Annotated in this window: 21 protein-coding genes; 1 reads left to right on the plus strand and 20 read right to left on the minus strand. The window is 49.9% G+C overall.

Annotated elements, in window-relative coordinates; genetic code table 11:
• From GUA98_RS04695 to GUA98_RS04780, 20 genes are all read right to left on the minus strand, one after another.
• Entirely contained in the window at positions 1-387 is a 387-nt protein-coding gene (locus GUA98_RS04695) for a hypothetical protein (RefSeq protein WP_193722165.1), read from the minus strand.
• A 24-nt stretch (positions 388-411) separates the two neighbouring features.
• Entirely contained in the window at positions 412-852 is a 441-nt protein-coding gene (locus GUA98_RS04700; RefSeq protein WP_193722166.1) for a hypothetical protein, read from the minus strand.
• A gap of 91 nt (positions 853-943) precedes the next feature.
• The gene (locus GUA98_RS04705; protein WP_193722167.1) at positions 944-1639 is read right to left on the minus strand and encodes a GNAT family N-acetyltransferase; all 696 of its coding nucleotides are present in this window, start codon (positions 1637-1639) and stop codon (positions 944-946) included.
• A gap of 1 nt (position 1640) precedes the next feature.
• A complete protein-coding gene (locus tag GUA98_RS29350) occupies positions 1641-2006 on the minus strand; it encodes a hypothetical protein (RefSeq protein WP_095359154.1) in 366 nt (121 codons plus the stop codon).
• A gap of 110 nt (positions 2007-2116) precedes the next feature.
• Positions 2117-3016, minus strand: a complete 900-nt coding sequence (locus tag GUA98_RS04710; RefSeq protein WP_193722168.1) for a serine/threonine-protein kinase — start codon at positions 3014-3016, stop codon at positions 2117-2119.
• On the minus strand, positions 3013-3561 hold the full coding sequence (locus GUA98_RS04715) for a GNAT family N-acetyltransferase (protein ID WP_227779370.1): 549 nt from the start codon (positions 3559-3561) through the stop codon (positions 3013-3015). Before GUA98_RS04715 ends, GUA98_RS04710 begins: the two co-directional genes overlap by 4 nt.
• Positions 3558-4139 carry a DJ-1/PfpI family protein gene (locus GUA98_RS04720; RefSeq protein WP_193722169.1) on the minus strand — a complete coding sequence of 194 codons (582 nt, stop codon included), beginning with the start codon at positions 4137-4139 and terminating at the stop codon, positions 3558-3560. The genes GUA98_RS04715 and GUA98_RS04720 overlap by 4 nt, the downstream gene beginning before the upstream one ends.
• A gap of 21 nt (positions 4140-4160) precedes the next feature.
• Positions 4161-4283 carry a hypothetical protein gene (locus tag GUA98_RS29925; RefSeq protein WP_261780056.1) on the minus strand — a complete coding sequence of 41 codons (123 nt, stop codon included), beginning with the start codon at positions 4281-4283 and terminating at the stop codon, positions 4161-4163.
• A gap of 37 nt (positions 4284-4320) precedes the next feature.
• Positions 4321-5178, minus strand: coding sequence for an SDR family oxidoreductase (locus tag GUA98_RS04725; RefSeq protein WP_193722170.1), 858 nt, complete (start codon positions 5176-5178; stop codon positions 4321-4323).
• Positions 5179-5276: 98 nt separating this feature from the next.
• Positions 5277-6593 (minus strand): F390 synthetase-related protein, encoded by a 1317-nt coding sequence (locus GUA98_RS04730; protein ID WP_193722171.1) that lies wholly within the window; start codon positions 6591-6593, stop codon positions 5277-5279.
• On the minus strand, positions 6590-7450 hold the full coding sequence (locus GUA98_RS04735) for an MBL fold metallo-hydrolase (protein WP_193722172.1): 861 nt from the start codon (positions 7448-7450) through the stop codon (positions 6590-6592). The genes GUA98_RS04730 and GUA98_RS04735 overlap by 4 nt, the downstream gene beginning before the upstream one ends.
• Positions 7444-8439: an NAD-dependent epimerase/dehydratase family protein gene (locus GUA98_RS04740; RefSeq protein WP_193722173.1), complete on the minus strand. Its 996-nt coding sequence runs from the start codon at positions 8437-8439 to the stop codon at positions 7444-7446. Before GUA98_RS04740 ends, GUA98_RS04735 begins: the two co-directional genes overlap by 7 nt.
• Entirely contained in the window at positions 8436-9656 is a 1221-nt protein-coding gene (locus GUA98_RS04745; RefSeq protein WP_193722174.1) for an ATP-grasp domain-containing protein, read from the minus strand. The genes GUA98_RS04740 and GUA98_RS04745 overlap by 4 nt, the downstream gene beginning before the upstream one ends.
• Positions 9646-10647 carry a beta-ketoacyl-ACP synthase III gene (locus GUA98_RS04750; RefSeq protein ID WP_153977642.1) on the minus strand — a complete coding sequence of 334 codons (1002 nt, stop codon included), beginning with the start codon at positions 10645-10647 and terminating at the stop codon, positions 9646-9648. The genes GUA98_RS04745 and GUA98_RS04750 overlap by 11 nt, the downstream gene beginning before the upstream one ends.
• A gap of 169 nt (positions 10648-10816) precedes the next feature.
• Positions 10817-11698 carry a TIGR01777 family oxidoreductase gene (locus GUA98_RS04755; RefSeq protein ID WP_193722175.1) on the minus strand — a complete coding sequence of 294 codons (882 nt, stop codon included), beginning with the start codon at positions 11696-11698 and terminating at the stop codon, positions 10817-10819.
• A gap of 79 nt (positions 11699-11777) precedes the next feature.
• A complete protein-coding gene (locus GUA98_RS04760) occupies positions 11778-12299 on the minus strand; it encodes a hypothetical protein (protein ID WP_193722176.1) in 522 nt (173 codons plus the stop codon).
• Positions 12300-12485: 186 nt separating this feature from the next.
• Positions 12486-13217, minus strand: a complete 732-nt coding sequence (locus tag GUA98_RS04765) for a YdcF family protein (RefSeq protein WP_153977639.1) — start codon at positions 13215-13217, stop codon at positions 12486-12488.
• Positions 13218-13397: 180 nt separating this feature from the next.
• Entirely contained in the window at positions 13398-13949 is a 552-nt protein-coding gene (locus tag GUA98_RS04770; RefSeq protein ID WP_321573833.1) for a nucleotidyltransferase family protein, read from the minus strand.
• 279 nt (positions 13950-14228) lie between these two features.
• Positions 14229-15086 carry a DMT family transporter gene (locus GUA98_RS04775; protein WP_193722177.1) on the minus strand — a complete coding sequence of 286 codons (858 nt, stop codon included), beginning with the start codon at positions 15084-15086 and terminating at the stop codon, positions 14229-14231.
• Positions 15087-15127: 41 nt separating this feature from the next.
• Entirely contained in the window at positions 15128-16093 is a 966-nt protein-coding gene (locus GUA98_RS04780) for a metallophosphoesterase family protein (protein WP_193722178.1), read from the minus strand.
• A gap of 211 nt (positions 16094-16304) precedes the next feature.
• Between GUA98_RS04780 and GUA98_RS04785 the strand changes: the two genes are divergently transcribed.
• Complete coding sequence (locus GUA98_RS04785) at positions 16305-17075, plus strand: DeoR/GlpR family DNA-binding transcription regulator (RefSeq protein WP_095359165.1); 771 nt, start codon at positions 16305-16307, stop codon at positions 17073-17075.
• Positions 17076-17116: the final 41 nt, after the last annotated feature.

Consider the following 17116-nt stretch of genomic DNA (forward strand, 5'->3'; position numbering starts at 1 on the left):
CTATTCTTCACTCATTTTATACTGTCTAAGCCAGTCTTTGCCACTGTTCCACTCGTTCACGGAATTCCGCTCCCCGAGCAGCTCCGTACTTGCCTGAGCCATAATCCATTCCCTTAGGCCGTTATCGGAGCTGGACTCAAGTTTCTGTAAAAGAACATTCAGCCCTTCCTCACCGGTGTTCAGGATTAAACCGTATGCCTCCGGACTGCCTGCAATATAATCGTTAGGATTACTGCTGCTCATGATCACAGATTCATTAACCATTTCCTGCAGGCTGTGCTCAATCACCCCTGATATACTCTGTTCCTCGGGCTGAACCGAGCACGCTCCCACCATAAATACAATACTCAGGGATACCAGGCTGCGTACCAAATGTTTACGTATCATCGGAACACGCCTTTCAACAAAAGTCTAACCGAATAGGGAACTGCCATCCATTTCCCAGTACCGCTGCTCCTCTGGCACAAGGTCCAAGAAAACCACATAGGATCCAATCCAGTCTTGAGGCATGTAATGTTCAAAAGACGCCGGCTCGGGAAACATGGAGCAAAACTGCCTTCGGTCGAAATCCACAAGGAATGACGGTACAAACTTCAACCACTCGTCACCTTCTGGATGCTGCTTCCTAAATTGATAGAGACAGTCTCGCAGCTCTGCGGCTGCTACTCGCTCGTCCTGAATGGCCTGCAGGAATACTGCAGCGGTTTCCTCATTCAGTATCTCGATGCCGAACCGTTCCTCCATCTCCACATTCAAAAACCAGTACTCCCGCTCAGTTACATACCAGCAAAACGTTCCACGAAACCAGACTCCCGTAATGGTATTCTGCGCATATTCAGGTTCTGTCTTCATAATTATACTCCTCCCGGTAAATACGGATATGAGCTTCAATGACATGTTGCAGATCCTTTTGTACATATGTCCGAATCACCGGGTTCACCCTCTATGACGAAGTCGTAATGCTGAAATCCATGCCGTATTGGTATAGTCCCAGTTTGCGGGCCACCTGCTGCGAGGAAAGATTGTCCCAGGATGTACTGTAGAGAGGAATGCGTCCGCTCTCATGCACGTGGTACTGCCAGCATTTGACCGTCTCCACCCCATATCCATGTCCTCGGTACGCAGGAACTGTATGCAGACTCGCTTCTGCGCCCAGCTCCGAAGTTCGAGCAGAGCAGCATACGGCTACGGCGGAATCTCCAATAACATAAGCGACTACAGGTGCTTTTGCATGCAATCGCCCGATGAGATCGGGAAAATGCTCTTCCAGCAAAAACGTATGATGGCGCTCAATAAGCTGCACACGTGAGTGCCACTTATCCCATTTCTCCCGGAAGACAAATGCAGGCCCCATCCATAGATGCTTGACGGGTTTATATGCCTCGATCGTCCCTAGCACCTTCGGAATGTCAAGCGGAAGCTTCGCTTCAGTCGCCAGCTGATCCATAAGGTTTGGCGGCAGGTGCTCATTGTAATAAGCTAGATGGCCCCTGGAAGTCATGCCAATAAACAAGGCAGGCGCATGCCCGCCTTCCGGTTCGTTAATGCCAGTCAGACGCTGCTGCGTGTTCATCGTATATAAGGTCTGTGCCTGTATTTTCATCAAGTCAGACGGTTCAATATTGATTAGGCGATCCATATTATTTAACCAGCCTTAGTAATAACCGCTCGCCTTCACTTCGTTTATGAACGGACTTTTCCAGAAACTCGGGCAGTTGCCGCAATTCAGCCGGACGATATCCGGGCCCGCAGCCACAACTATGGTAGGTGAATCCGTGGCGATAAAGAATCGCTACCTTCTTCCATTGTTTCAGATCGCTTTGCTTCGGTGCTCTAAAATCTTGTCCCATGCTAACCATGGGTGCCGCACACTGCGGGCATTTAAATTCAAGCCTTTCATACACTTCAGGAGCGAGATCATGTCTCGATATTTGCTTAAATGATTTGCGGCAGTCGAAACAGGCATATGTGTCTTTGTATGGTCCTGACATGGCATATCTGCACAAAGAGCTGCACCTCCCTCATTAATTTCCATTATACGGTATATTCCAGGGAGATACGAATGCAAACTGGTCATTCCTAATGGGGAATATACTGAACTGAATTTTTTGATCCATCATTCACCAGTAATACATTCATCCTGTCTTACCGCCAGCTTCCAGGCTTCACCGAGTTCCATCACGGATGCAAAGCGACGGGCTCGATCAGGATCTACTGCTCGAATTACAACCTGATATAAGGCTTCTCCAGCATTCCACTTGGCATATGAGCGATCCTTCTCTCCACCAAGCAGTACGAATGCCGCGGCACCCATGTTGAATACATTAGTTACTCCATCAATGGGAGCACCGAGCTCAAACTCCTCAGGAGACATGAAGCGGGATGAGCCCCACATGCGTCCCATGGTATTGGTAAGTGAACCCTTCTGATACAGGTCGATATCACAAATTTTGATCCTATTTTGTTCAAAATCATAGATCAGACTGCCATCGTAGAAATCAACAGCCACATACCCTTTTCGTTCCACCTCAATATGAAAATTCAAGATCTGCTCCATCGCCTGAATCTGTATCTTAATAGGGAGTTGCCTGAAACGATAATACGGTGAACGCGGATCTTCATATTTCGCTGGAGCCGGAAAATACCATTGGGAATGCAGACATTCTCCATCCACCCAATCAAATACACAGACATAACCCCGTTCCGTTGCAAAATGGTCTCTTAGTCGAATCAGGGCGTCATGCTTCAAATCCTCGTAGACTGAAACAGAAGACATCAAACTTCGGATGGCTTCCTGCGGACTATTGAGTGTATTCGCATGAATGGTACGTGCTCCCGCATATTTTACAAAGAGCCTTGTTCCGTCCTCCTGTATGATACCAAAGGACAGATTCCCGGAATCCTGCTGATCAAATACGCGAAATACCTTGCCCAGTGGCCGTAACCATTCGAAAGAATGGGACTCTTGTAATACGAAGGCATACCCGTCTACTTCCAGATGAACCGCCTCGGTCATATGGAACTCACAGTTGGATAAACGTATGTCATATGGGCTTCATCATAACCTTGTCCCCCAACTTCAAGAGCATAATTCTCTATGCCATACGTTTCGAATCCGTACTTTTCGTATAACCGTCTGGCTGATTCATTTATCGTAACCACGCTTAGATTAATTTGCCTGATGCCCTCCAATGTCTCTCCCCGTTTCAATACTTCTCGAAGTAACCTTGAAGCAAGTCCATATCCCCGATATTGCGGAGCCACGTATACACCCCAGATGAATCCTTTGTGCCTGAGTTTGAGGCCGTATTCTCTCTTGAAACCCATCATTCCAACCAGTGTTCCTTCTGCGGTATAAGCTCCAAGGATGTAATCATCGGGTTCATTATGTATGCGATCCTGCACTTCATTCATGGGAAGCTGAACGGACAACTCGTATGATGCTCCGAAGGACTCCGGATGATTTTTCAGTGCCTCCAGACGCAAAGACCAGTATTGATCGGCTTCATCACGCCGAATATTGCGAATATTGAACATGCTCTGCTTGAAATCATCACTCATACTTCGATCACTCCTTGCATCACGTAAGGATAGTCAATCTGCCGCTTCACATTCTCGGCTGCCTCCTGTCCGGCAAGCAATCCCAGTACATAAATTCCGAGATCAATCGACGTGGCAACACCACCGGCCGTAATGACATTTCCGTCCTTTACAATCCGGGTCTGGATGACCTCGTCTGCGTACGGCTGAAGTAGATCATACACATTAGGATGCGTCGTTGCCTTTTTGCCGGAGAGAAAACCTGCCGCACCGAGCAGCAAAGAGCCCGTACATACCGACACCTTCATCGGGACCTTCTCTGCCTGTTTCAGCCATCCCACGAAAGCTTCATCAAACCGAAGTTTGCGCGTACCCATACCACCAGGAACAAAAACCATATCGTACTCACCCAAGTCCGGCTTCACTCGATCCACTTGGAGCGTTAATCCGGACTCGTCCGTAACCTGATCGGTCATCGCACAAGTTTCCCATGTACTGCCCTTGGTTGGTTCAAAGAAATTCAGCCGGTTGATCACATCATAAAATCCTGCAAAATCAAGAAAAGTTAAACCATCAAACAAAACAAAAGCAATTTTCAATGTGAAAACCTCCCATGTTTTTTATTTCGACGCGTCTCGCTCCATCGCTTCCTTCACCCAATCACGTTCAGGGAGCTTGCTGTTGATCCGGAATAACAGTCCTACAACGGCTAAAAGCAATACAATCACGATGACTTCAAACAAGTTCAAGCCCTCCTGACTAGAATTAATAAGGTCTGCCCTATTTCAGACCACGCGCAATAATCCACTCCAACCACTTCCACGGAAGCAGCGTTTTGCCAATAATGAGCACACGAGATCCTTTGCCGAGTGCATAGCGGAGCCGTGGTGCACGCATGCGTGCAATGCGGGCGATCAGGTCAGCCACTTCCTGCGGATCGGGCGCAGTCTGGCCCGCATGTGCAGAGTAACGAAGCACCGCATCCAGCTTTTCTTTATAAGGGGAGTCATCATTGCGGTGAATTTCACCCAGTCCTTTATTCCAAATGGGTGTGCGATACGCTCCCGGCTCAACCAAGACTACCTTTACGCCAAACGAAGCCATCTCATGCCGAAGACTTTCGGTGAAACCTTCCACGGCAAATTTGGAAGCAGCATAGGGCGCATAGCCCGGGAATCCCGACAAACCGCTGACGCTGGAGAGATTGATGATGAGTCCCCGCTTCTGTTCACGCATGACAGGAAGCACCGCACGCGTCATTGCAATGAGACCGAAGAGATTCGTCTCCATTTGCCGCCGCCAATCGTCCATCGTTACTTCCTCAATGAAACCACCAATCGCAAACCCTGCATTGTTCACCAGCATATCAATTCGCCCATACATCTGAAGCACAGCCGCAACAGCAGCCTGTAGCGAATCCGAATCCGTCACATCCAGACGTATATAATGCAATCGATCTGCAACGCCTGCTTGTTCGGCCAGCTGGACTAATTGTTCATTCCTGCTCAGATCGCGCATGGTTGCGGCAACCCGGTATCCCTGCTTGGCAAGTGTAATCGCAGTAAGCATGCCGAACCCACTCGAGGTGCCTGTAATTAACGCTACAGGTGCAGTCTCTCCCTTAATGTTCTGTACCATCTCCCCGTCCACCTTCCTCCAATGAATCGATTAGCTTCTCCCTTTCTATCATCACATGACTGAACATAGCTAAGTATCCGCTTCGCTTAAGTCCAAGTTCAACCACGTTGTCTCTCCACTCTGCGCAGCTTGGTCATTCCCGGTTCGAATGTATAGGGAACGTAATCCGTCTGTGGCACAGTACACTCAAGCCGCTCCCCCAGTTTCAGCAGTTGACGCTGCACCTCGCTCTTCACCCACTCGAGATCATCACAATCCTCCCCAAGTCGAAGAGCGATTTCCAGTGATCCATCCCTACGCTGAACGACCCGGTAGTGCTCCAGATCCGAAGAAGCGGCAATGACCGCACGGGTGATAAAGTCCGGAAATACAGGTACCTCCTCGCCGGTATGTCGATGTAAAAAATAAAGCGTATCATCACAGCGGCCTTCGATCCGCTCAATGGCGGTAAAGGGAGAGCCGCAGTCACATGGGGCGGCTGCCTCGGTTAGAATGTCATTCAGCCGATACCGGATTATCGGCTGTGATGTCCTGGAGAAATCCGTAATAATGGGAACAAATCGCCGGGAAGCAGGATCAATAAACTCTTTTTCAATATGGACAATATCTTCATTCAAATGCAATGTGCCAAGACTGCAGGTCGCACCCAGAAACCCCTCTGTACATTGGTAGACTTGATGAATGGTTTGACCAAAGACGCGCTCCAGCACCTTGCGATCAAGCGGATCCAGGACTTCGGCCACAGAGATGATTTTCTCGGGTGTCACGGTCAGTGAAGCCGCTTGATATGCATCGGCCAGCATTCTCAGCATGGATGGTGGGGCTACCCACACGGTGGGACGATACTCTTCCATACGCTCGACCAAGGTATGCACGGGTTCCAGCAGATCAAAATATTGAAATTGCAGCTTGCCCCGCTGCACCGACTCATATAGATTACTGTTAGCCCGCAGGAAAAAGGCAATCTTGGCAGGCTTCCACAGCCCACCAGGCAGCAGTTTGGCCAGCACTGTCCCCGTCCAGGCGTCCTGCTCCCGCTCACTCACAAGAAATAATCCCCGGTTCCCCGATGTCCCGGAGGAAAGACCGACCGTAATGCCTTGAACGGACGGCTTAAAATCACGTGTGTCCTCACTTTCACCTGCGAGGGTCATGGCTTCGTTCTTCGAAATCCCGACCGTGTTGAGCTGATCGAAATGCTGCATCATGATCGTTTTATCGATTATTGGAAAGCTTCTCCAGGCGGATGTTTCAGCATCTCCCCACCACTCTCGGTAAAATGGAGACTGTACACGAACTCGCCCGATATGCCGAAGGATCTGACGTTCCTGCCAGTGTTCGAGCTCCTTACGTGATTTCCATTTTCGCAGTCCGCGTGCCAAGGCATAATGATAGACTATACGCATGGTGCTCATATGTAATTCCCTCCCGTACCCCACGCATTCAGCGCTTCCAGGCAGTGACTGGGTACAATCCGAATCTCGGGAAACTGCTGGTGCAGCCGAACGAGCTTGTCGAAATTCATTCTGTATTCGGAGCGATCTGACATGATGATACCTGCCAGTGCATGCGGTCTGCGCTGTTCACGAAAAGCCCGGCTGGACCAAACTGCATCGGCACACAGGAAGTAGTTCTGTTCCCCCGTCCTGAGCAGGACACCCATCATGCCTTCTGCATGACCGGATACCTCCACACCAAGCAGGCTGCCATCACCGAAAAGATCGTATACGTCAGAAAAGGGGAAGTCGTCTCCCGCCTTCGTCCATCGTTCAGATTGTCTCATCACGGGCAAAGAACGGTCTGCAAAATCTTCCGGCAAAAGTCCGGATAGAAACCCGGCTTTCACTGCAGCAACCGGACCGAGTGATCGCACCGCCTCATACGCCTGGGGCAGATAGATGAACTGCGCCTCCGGGAAGTCACGCACCCCTGCGATATGATCGCCATGAAAATGGGAGAGAATGATATATCGAATATCCGACGCTTTTAACCCTAACCTTGCAAGGAATTGTACCGCACTGTCCTCTTCACGATACACCACAGGCGTAATATGGCGATACAGCGCATTGGGCAGATATGCCGTTTCCTTGAAGAAACGGGAGCTGTATCCCGTGTCCAGCAGCATCGGACCATGCACGGGATGAATAATACAGGCAAAGCCCGCAGGAAAGGGCACTGGTCGTAAACTTCCGCCCCGAATGGTCAGAAACTCCGGATGGGTACAGAAGCCTGCCGCCCCCAGATGAAGTTCTACCTTCGTTGTTGTCAGCATGATTCTGCCCTCCACCAATCTGCAAACTGCTGCAGGCCTTCTTCAATGGTTACTCGCGGTATATATCCTATTCGCTCTCGGGCGTCATGAATATTCAGCGTTTGCGGGATGGCTAACGAACCCACGGTGTATCTGGTCAGCTGCGGTTCGCCAAGCATAGGCAGGAGACGATGCACACCCTCCAGCAGCGATGCTGCTCCATAAGCTGCCCTGTAAGGAATAGTTCGGCGATGCAGCGGCATCTCAAGCAATTCAAACAGATGACTCACCAGTTCGTGGAACGGCCTCGGGTCGCCATTGGAAATATTGTAGGCCCTCCCTAGTGCCTCAGACGGCGCACTCCAGCATAAGAGCAGCGCATCCACGACATTATCCACACAGGTGAGATCAATGACAGCGTGGCCGCCCCCAATCATGGGCACTCCTGATTTACGGTTAGCTGCGACGATTCTGGGGAATAGCGTCTGATCATACGGACCGAAGATGGCTCTCGGGCGAATTATGATGGAAGGAAGTCCGTTTGCATGGGCCCGAAGCACCACTTGCTCCGCCATTCTTTTGGTCGCTGCATAATGATTCACTGATTTGGCTGGCATGGGATCATCCTCATGAATGTCATATCGGGGTCTATAATTAAAATACACACTGGGCGTTGATACGTGGATGAATCGCTGTACATCCGCTCGCCTGCAACCGTCGACCAGATGCTGTGTCGCTTCCACATTGCTGCTGTAAAAGTCCTGGTATTTGCCCCAAGGCGACGATAGCGCCGCACAGTGAAAGACGGCATCCTGATTGGCACATGCCTCAGCTGCTACGGACTTGTCACGCAGGTCACCTTGATAAAATTGGATTCCTTTGGCTTCCAGCTGAATACCGTATTCCTTTTTTCGGCCCATGCCCGTCACTCTCCAGCCCTGTTCTGCGAGTCTTAGCGCCAGATGTCTGCCCAAACAACCTGTTGCTCCTGTAACCAATGCTCTATTCATGGTTGTTCACCGTTCCATTCTATGTCGTGAGTCAATGCTTCAGTCAGAGATAGCTTGTGCTTGCGTGCAAGACGCCAGGCGGACAGCACCACGGCCGCTTGTTCCAGCATGGGGCGTCTATCATTCTGCAGGTGCACGACATCTCTAGTACCTCGCCAGGCTCTCATCCATGCTCGCCACTGATCCGGTCGTCCCATCTGCTGCAATCCGCTGCCCAGCATCGGCAGCATGAGCATGGCCCTGCTGTGCTGCCTGGGAGTTACCAGGATACCTTCCTTCACCAGCGACTCAGGCGTAGTAATGGCACGTACCAATTCATCCCCAGGATAGAAGAGATGGATTCCACTCGTAGCCCTGGGATTACACTCAATGGCAACCACCCGACCCTCCGGTCCTTCAATAAAATCAAAACCAATCTGACCGCTAAATCCGGTAGCCTCTACAAATTGCTGAACCCACTCATATGTACCCTCGTGCTCCACGTGTTCGAAATAGACACTGGCTCCCACGCTGCCTGTGCGATAGCGGCTGTCATACGTACTATGAGCCACCATGTTCCCTTCATGAGCAACGCTGTATGTGCACAATGCTCGCCCAGAAACGTAAGCCTGAGCTACCCAAGGGAGGGCTGATGATATTTCTGCCTCACCTGGAGGAACGTTCCGTGAGCCAGGCATGCGAACTCTGGCGGCAAATCGGGAATACACCGGCTTCCATACCCACTTCCCTTCCGTTTCCAGAACAGATTGGGTCTGAATCCATTCTTCCCGGCTGGTAATCAAACGTGTATCCGGTACAGCAAGGCCCATGGATTGTGCAAGCTGGATAAAATGAAACTTGTGATGCAGCTTATGCAGCTGCTCCAATGGAGAAACAAGAACATGGCAATACGGGCGCAATCTCTCTGCTCCCTGCGCAATATAGAACACTTCTTCACACATTGGAAGCAGCAGGTCGATCTGCGATGCTTGAATAATCCGTTCGAGCTCAGACAGATATGCCGCTGTTTCATGACGCGGGGATGGTACAACATAGCATTGCTCCACTGCACCGGACAATCTGCATAGATGACGTGATGCACTCTCCGCAACATACACACGATAACCTGCGCGCTTGAGCATGCGTGCCAGATCTAGTGTAACGGGAGCACGCCCCCCAGTGAGTAATACACTTCGGATTGCAGCAGCATGATTCGACTCTCTCAATCTAGTAATCAAAAATAAGTCCTCCCAATGACAATCCAGCGGCCGTTCCGATCAGGAGCACCCGATCACCTCGCCGAATACGCTGCTGCTTGATCGCCTCATGCAGTCCCATGGGAATGGATGCGGCAATGGTATTCCCATGGTTTCGTGTAATGTCCATAAAGCGGTCTTCGGGAATATTTAATTTTTTGCGGATCAATCTCATGGCCATGGCACTTCCCTGATGCGGAATGACCAGCTTAAAATCTTCCATCCGGTTTCCGGAGGCCTTCAGCATATCGTCCATGAATCCGGGAAGAAGCCTGGAAGCCATCCGGAAGATCGCCTGCCCATCCATGTGAAAAAGGTAAGGCTCCGGCTGATCGGCCACATAATTGGAGGCATGCAGCCGTGTACCCCCACCGGCAATTTCCGAGAATCTCGCCCCCCGGCTGTACGTCCTCAGGGAAGCATGCACAATTCGGGAAGATTGCTCTTCTTCGGAACGTTCGATAATGACCGCGGCGGCTCCATCGCCAAAGAGGGCCGCACTCTCCTTATCCGACCAATTCAAACCTGCAGAAGCGATCTCTGTTGCTACGAGCAGTACCCGGCGATAACGACCCGCATCCACCATATAGGAAATGACGTCCAGGCCGTTTAGAAAGCTCAGACAGGTTGCATCCATATCAAATGCCGGTATGCCTGATTCCTGTTCTCCCATGGCTTGTTGGATGAATACCGCTGTACTTGGCAAAGGCTGCTCCTTCGTTCCGCTGGTGCACACCAGACAGTCGATATCGGCAAATTGCAGTCCTGCGTCGGCAAGCGCAGCTTCTGCAGCTCTCGCCCCCATGAACGAAGATGTTTCCTGACCGGAAGCATAATGGCGAACACCTACGCCCGTGGCTTTGGACACCCAGCCTGCCGGCACATTCAAGCGGATATCCAGCTCCTCGTCCGTTACTTTTCGCTCCGGCAGATACTTGCCCGTTCCGGCAATTCTCACTCTTCTAAGTTGCATTTCCCCAACCTCTTTCTGTTTCATCTGACTGATTCAAATGACTTTTACACTGCACCAGAGATGCCGAAACGTCAGCGGACCCAAATCTCCAGAACATACAGCAGAAGGGCAGATCATCTGCCCTTCCGAATGAAACATTGTATTCAATATAGTTGTTCAGTAATTCACACTATTTCAGAATCTCATCTAGTGCGGTGTCGAGCGTATCGTATATAAACGTGAATCCTTCCTGCTCTATCCGCTCCGGGATAACCCAGCGGCTTTTGAGGACCAGCTCCGTTTCGGTCCGAATAAATCGCGCTCCTACTTCAAGCATCCAGCGAGGAGAAGGAAGCCCAATGCGGACGCCCATATGACGTCTCAGGCTCTCCATCAGTTGGCGATTGGTAACCGGATGCGGAGACGAAGCATTAAACACCCCTTCAAGTTCCGGATGCTGCTGTAGATAAAGGACCATGCGAAATAAATCTTCGATATGAATCCAGCTGAACTGCTGTGTTCCGGGACCCTGTGACCCACCCAAGCCAAAACGAACCAAATTCGTGAGCGGCTCCATGACGCCGCCTTTGCCCAGTACAATCGCAATTCGCAAGGCAATCTGGCGGGTAGAAGGCAGACTGAATTCGAAGAAAGCCTGTTCCCATGCCTTAGCTACATCCACCGAGAATCCGGAGCCAATCTCACCTTCTTTTTCGGTCATGGGGCGGTCTTCTGCATGTCTGTAGATCGTGGCCGTACTTGAATTGATCCATAGTTCAGGTGGAAGGTCACATTCAAGAATAGACTCGCCAAGAATACGTGTCGTGCTGGTCCTGGACTCTAGGATAATCCTGCGATTCTCGTTGGTGTAACGACAGTTTACAGATTTTCCGGCCAGATTAATCAACATCTCAGCACCTTCAAGGGCTTGCCTGATACCATCGGAGTCCTCCCAGGCAATATGACCTGGCTGACGTGAGATGATGAGCACCTCATATCCAAGTTTCTTGAACCTTTGTGCAAAATCCTGACCGACAAATCCCGTACCTCCGGCCAATACAACCTTCTTCACGTGATCCCCTCATTTCCATAAGCGATAAGACAATCTCTCCTATATGGATAAACACGGTTACTGCACGTTTCGTTCGATGTTATTTGGCACCCATGGCTGCATACAGCCGATCCCGCTCTTGAATCGCCCAGGTGTTTGACGGATTCTGCTCCAGCTGATAACGGAGTTCATCATAAAAATCATGAATCATGAATCCTTCAGGCAGTGTCCCAAGCATGCTTGCAAAATCATACTCCGGCAGGGCCTTCTGTCCGTCCCCAACCTGCTTCAGCCAGTTCATCCACGAGGCAAGATCAAGCACTTCTTCCTGCCACAGTTCTGCCTGTAACCCCAGAGCATCCTGAAGCTGTTCATAGGAAGCCGGATCAGGGAACTGCCGACAGGCCTTAACAGCCAGATCATACAGCTCCATTAGAGCAGGCCGAACTTCATGCTTGATTTCCATGTCCAAACCTTCCGTAAAATCCTCAGCCCGGATGCTTGAGCCGTCATCATATAATAAGGGTGCTTGTGCAAGCAGACGTACAAATTCTTCCATGTCGTTCGTTGAAATCTTCTTTTGCTCATAGAGAGCAGGTAACATATACGTGGTAATCGTCATTCACTCCTACATCGTTCTTCTATTAATGACGTATATTATAACATGATTTGGCTGAGTATCCTTGAATTCACTTGAACAACGACAAAAAGCAGTCAAGCCAGAATCCATTCTGCTCAACTGCTTTTTGCACATGTTCTGAGATTCAGCACCTCGTGAAACTTTTGAATGTGAATAGAGAAGATAACTCTACATAAAAGCCTTGACCACTGCAAAATACTCACGGATCATGTTGATCGGTTTCAGGTATCCCGGAGACGGGGCCGAAATGCCGTATTCGGCAGCGTAGCCATTTTTGGCAGCCAAGTACTTGGAGCGGAACATATGGTAGTCACTGGTTACAATCATGATCTCGGGGTGCTCCAGCCCCGCTTCGTCTATAATTTTTTTGGAAAAGGCCATATTCTCCTGCGTGCTCGTTGACTTGTCTTCCATAATAACCTGGGCTGGCGTTATTCCCTGGTCCACAAGATAGTTTTTCATGGCGAGTGCTTCAGGGATCGACTCCCCTGGCCCCTGACCTCCGGATACAATAACCGGCGTCTGCGGATGGTTGCGGATATAGTCCAGACTGGCATCCAGTCTCTGCTTCAGCGTCAGTGATAACTCTGTGCCTCTGATGCCTGACCCCAGGATAATGACATAATCCGCCTGCTCCGGATCGTTCGCATTCAGCTGTGTAAATACCAGTGCTTCAATAATGACAAAGGAAACCGCGCCAATACCGAACACCGTCAACAAAATGCGCTTAAGCACCACATGCTTCTGGTAGTCAATCCGTCGAAGTATGATAAAAGCGACCGTAAGCAGCCCAAACAACATCACCGCGAAATTTCGGCCCCAGAATATCAGAAAAACGACAAAACAGGCTACCAGAAAAAGATCAATGATCAGGCCTTTATCTTGAATAAACTTTTTCATTAACCGGGTAACACTCCTTCTTAAACCTGCACCGCTTGCTCTCTACGGATCCCACAATCAGGCTGTTGTATACCAAATAAACAAATGATATGAATGTTCGTTACGACCCAAATTTGCCACCAGGCTCCATGGATCGTATGTAAGCAGGTTCAACGGGAGGTCCATTACGGCCTTTGAAACTCATCCCTTCACAATTGTGAGCTTCGGCCATTGCTCCTGCCAGCGCTTCTTCTCTACACGTCGGTTGTACTCCAAGATATTCTCGTATAACGGACTGCGGCGAACAGTTAAGGCATACAGGTCATCCAATCCATACGGGGCACAGAACCTGATCTGGTCCTGTTCATCCAGCTGAACGCCTATAGCGGTTACGATCTCGGGCCAGTATCGCAGGGCATCTTCTGTAGACTGATAAGGCACGGTGCCATTGCGCAGATGCATTCTCGCCTGGTTTTTCACGGACCACTTGGGATTGCCTGTCGCCTCCCGCAGCTGCAGCTCCAGTTGGACATCACGGTCTTCATTCAGATCTTTGGGATCGAAGTATACTACATCAATATCGCTGTGCAGTTCGCGCTGAGTATAGCCATGGAGAAGATCCCAGATATAATTACGAATATACCCCGCACCGATGTAACACTCAGGCAGCCCCAGGCTCCGAACCTGCCGCAAATCATGCATTAATTTCTCATGTGCCTTAATGGACTGGATGAATCTCTCCTCAAGCAGCACCTGATCCTCTCCTTACTTTTTTGCTCGTTAGGCCCTATTCTATGACTCTACCTCATTGAACTCCTCTGACTCCAATATACCATGCTTGCGTACCTTCGATAAAATAGACAAAACCCCTCAGTCATACCTGGAAGATCATCTTGGACAGATGCTCCTTAAGGTATGTCTCCACTGAGGGGATCTTAAAGGAAGATTTATTGGGAAGCTTCATTGGGAAGCTTCAGAAGCCAGAAACAGCAGCAAGGGCATACACCATGTATCCAAAACCTGGAGTTAAAATCATCCCCACATGCCGATCAGCAGGATTCCACCAAAAATGACGATGGAGCAGAGTATCCGCTTTTTCCCCTGCTGCTCTTTTAACAATAAAATGCCGAGGAACGCCGCGAATACCGTTCCCACCTCACGCAAAGGGCCCAATCTCGCCATGGGAGCCTGCTCTAGAGCAAACAGGAATAACAGGTACGAACCTGGGTTCAATAGTGCCCCAAGCATAATGGTGGATCGGTTCACTTTCCACTCCTGGCGTAATTGCCGGGAAGCCAGAAGCGCCGGAGTCAGTCCGGCAACGAATCCAATATTCGTCACCTCAAGCAGCGATAAGGGCGAGATATGCTGCAGGTTTAATTTGTCCACAAATACATAACTGGTCGTGCATAGTCCTACGCATAAAGCCATAAGGACCGGCTTCAATCCCTGTTTTCGTGAGCCCTGCTTGGCATCTTTGCCTCCTACCCCGCTAAGTACCAGAAATCCACCGAGCATGCAGGCAATCCCGATCCATCCGAACGAAGACAGGGTTTCTCCCAGGAAAAAGACACCGATCAGAGGCACCAGCAAGGTACTCGTTCCCCGCATAATCGGATAAATCTGAGACAAGTCACCAAGCTCGTAGGTTTGAGATAACAGCCAGGAATATAAAGCCTGCAGAGCCATCGACAAAACCAACAGGGCATAAGCCGGCATGGTTAAGGGTTCACGTACCAGCTCCACAATGAGTACAGGCAGCAGGATGACGGTAGGAATCATCATAATGGACCACAGAAACACACTTTTATTCAAACTTCGTTTGGTGAACATGCTCCAGACGGCGTGAGCCATTCCGGATGCAAGCACCAGAAATATCGGTAAAATCATACGTTATTAATTCCTCTCTAATCGCCTTGCTCTATTGAACTCTATTTCGCTGAAAAGCTCTCAGGTTGATGTTCCGGCTGCTCCATGACGAGTGCTCCGTCTTCGAGACGAATCCAGGTATCGAAGCTGCGCTGACCTGCCTTAAGCTGAATGACCCTTCCTCCGCGCAGCATACCTTCTCTTCCATAGGTATTGTGCCCGCTTGAGCGCCCGTAACAGAGACGAATGCCGTGAAGTTCGCCGTGAAAATCATTCACGTGATCATGTCCGCAGAACGTACCCATCACATCTCCCATCTCCAGCAGCGCCGAGAACAGACCCGAGTTGACTTGCGCAGCACAGACCGGTTCGTGCTTGCTGCCGTAACATGTCTGAGTGTCCCACATCACTTGATATTCCGGAACCGGGATATGGAAAAACGCCAAGGCTGGAAGCTTCTCCCCGCGGCTGCGGCCGGGATTCACGCGTGTGGATTCAGACATCAGCCACTGGATCTGATTAGGCTGAATCCAGCCATAACCGGGGATCTCCGGGAATAACGAATAGCTTCCCGAATCAAGAAAATACAACACGGCTGCCGGAGTGCCATCCGCTCCTGCAATCTCAAGTGTGTAATTGCCCAGGCCTGCAATTTCTCCGGGACCCGGTTCCGTTAACGTATGGTGATGCTCCTGAATGACATCCATCAAACCTGCCGGTGTAATCCGATTTTCGGTATCATGATTACCGTACACAAATGCCCACGGAATCCCACATTCCTCCACAACAGATACGGCTTCGCGGAAAGCCTGTTCTGGATGCTCGCACGCCTTTTTCCCCGGATCAACGGGACCTGTGTAGATTACATCTCCCGTCAATACGACCAGGTTCGGCTGCTCTGTTTCAATGACCGTTTTCATCAGCTGACGGGTACGCAAGTCTTCAGGCCGACCATCTTTCCAATGCAGATCCGTAAACTGAACAATTTTGAACGTGTCATCCGCTTGAAATGCAAGCTGACGTCTCATATTGGTTCCCCCTAATGGTTCGTTATGTACATACAACACATGTTTGTGGTTTCATGTGGTTTCATGTTGTTTATTTGATCCGATCTTATCTCTACCTCTTCATCCTGTCAATACATTTATTCCGGTCATGCAGCAAGCATACTGTAGCTAGAAGTATAAAAATTAACGTAGAATAGAAAAAAGTACGAAATGGATAACGGGAGGATATTGTATGTCATTAACCTACGAAGAACGAAGACAGACCATTCTGGCTCAATTGGCCACCCAGGGAAAAGTTCAGGTGCAGCTGCTGGCTGACCACTTTCAGGTATCAACGGAGACCATCCGGCGCGATTTGGACCGGCTTGAAAAAGAAGGTGAATTGCGTAAAGTTTATGGCGGTGCAGTACGTGTGCGCTCAGGAATGATTGAAGACCCTTTTCAGAAGCGTTCATTACTGCAAATGACCGAAAAACAACGTATCGGCGCTGCTGCAGCATCTCTGATTGAGGATGGGGAAACCGTAATGCTGGACAATGGGACAACGACGCTTGAAATCATGCGCCAGCTGAAAAATCGGTCGCAGATCACGGTTATTACTAACTCTGTGCCCATTCTTGCCTGTGCGCTGGAGGATTTCGCAGGTAAGATCATTTTTGCCGGAGGCGATATCAATCCAGCGGTACAAGCCTCGACGGGTCATCTAGCTCATGAATTGTTGAATCAATTCAAAGTCAATAAAGCCTTCATCTCTGCCGGCGGTATATCGTTAACGGATGGCATCACAGATTATATGCTGGAGGAAGCCCTGATCTCCCGTAAGATGATGGAACGGGCGGAGGAATCCATTCTTGTAGCGGACCACACCAAATTTGGACGCTCCACCTTTGCCCAGATTGCACCCCTGGATCAGATCTCCATGGTCATCACGGACGATGGATGTCCCGCAGAGTGGGTAGACACGCTGCACGGAATGGAGATTGAAATGGTTCACAGAATTTGACAACCGAATTTGAATTGTTATAATTTGGGGTATAATGATCG

The sequence above is a fragment of the Paenibacillus sp. P13VS genome (assembly GCF_015143645.1).
GTDB classification, from domain to species: Bacteria; Bacillota; Bacilli; order Paenibacillales; family Paenibacillaceae; genus Paenibacillus; species Paenibacillus xylanilyticus_A.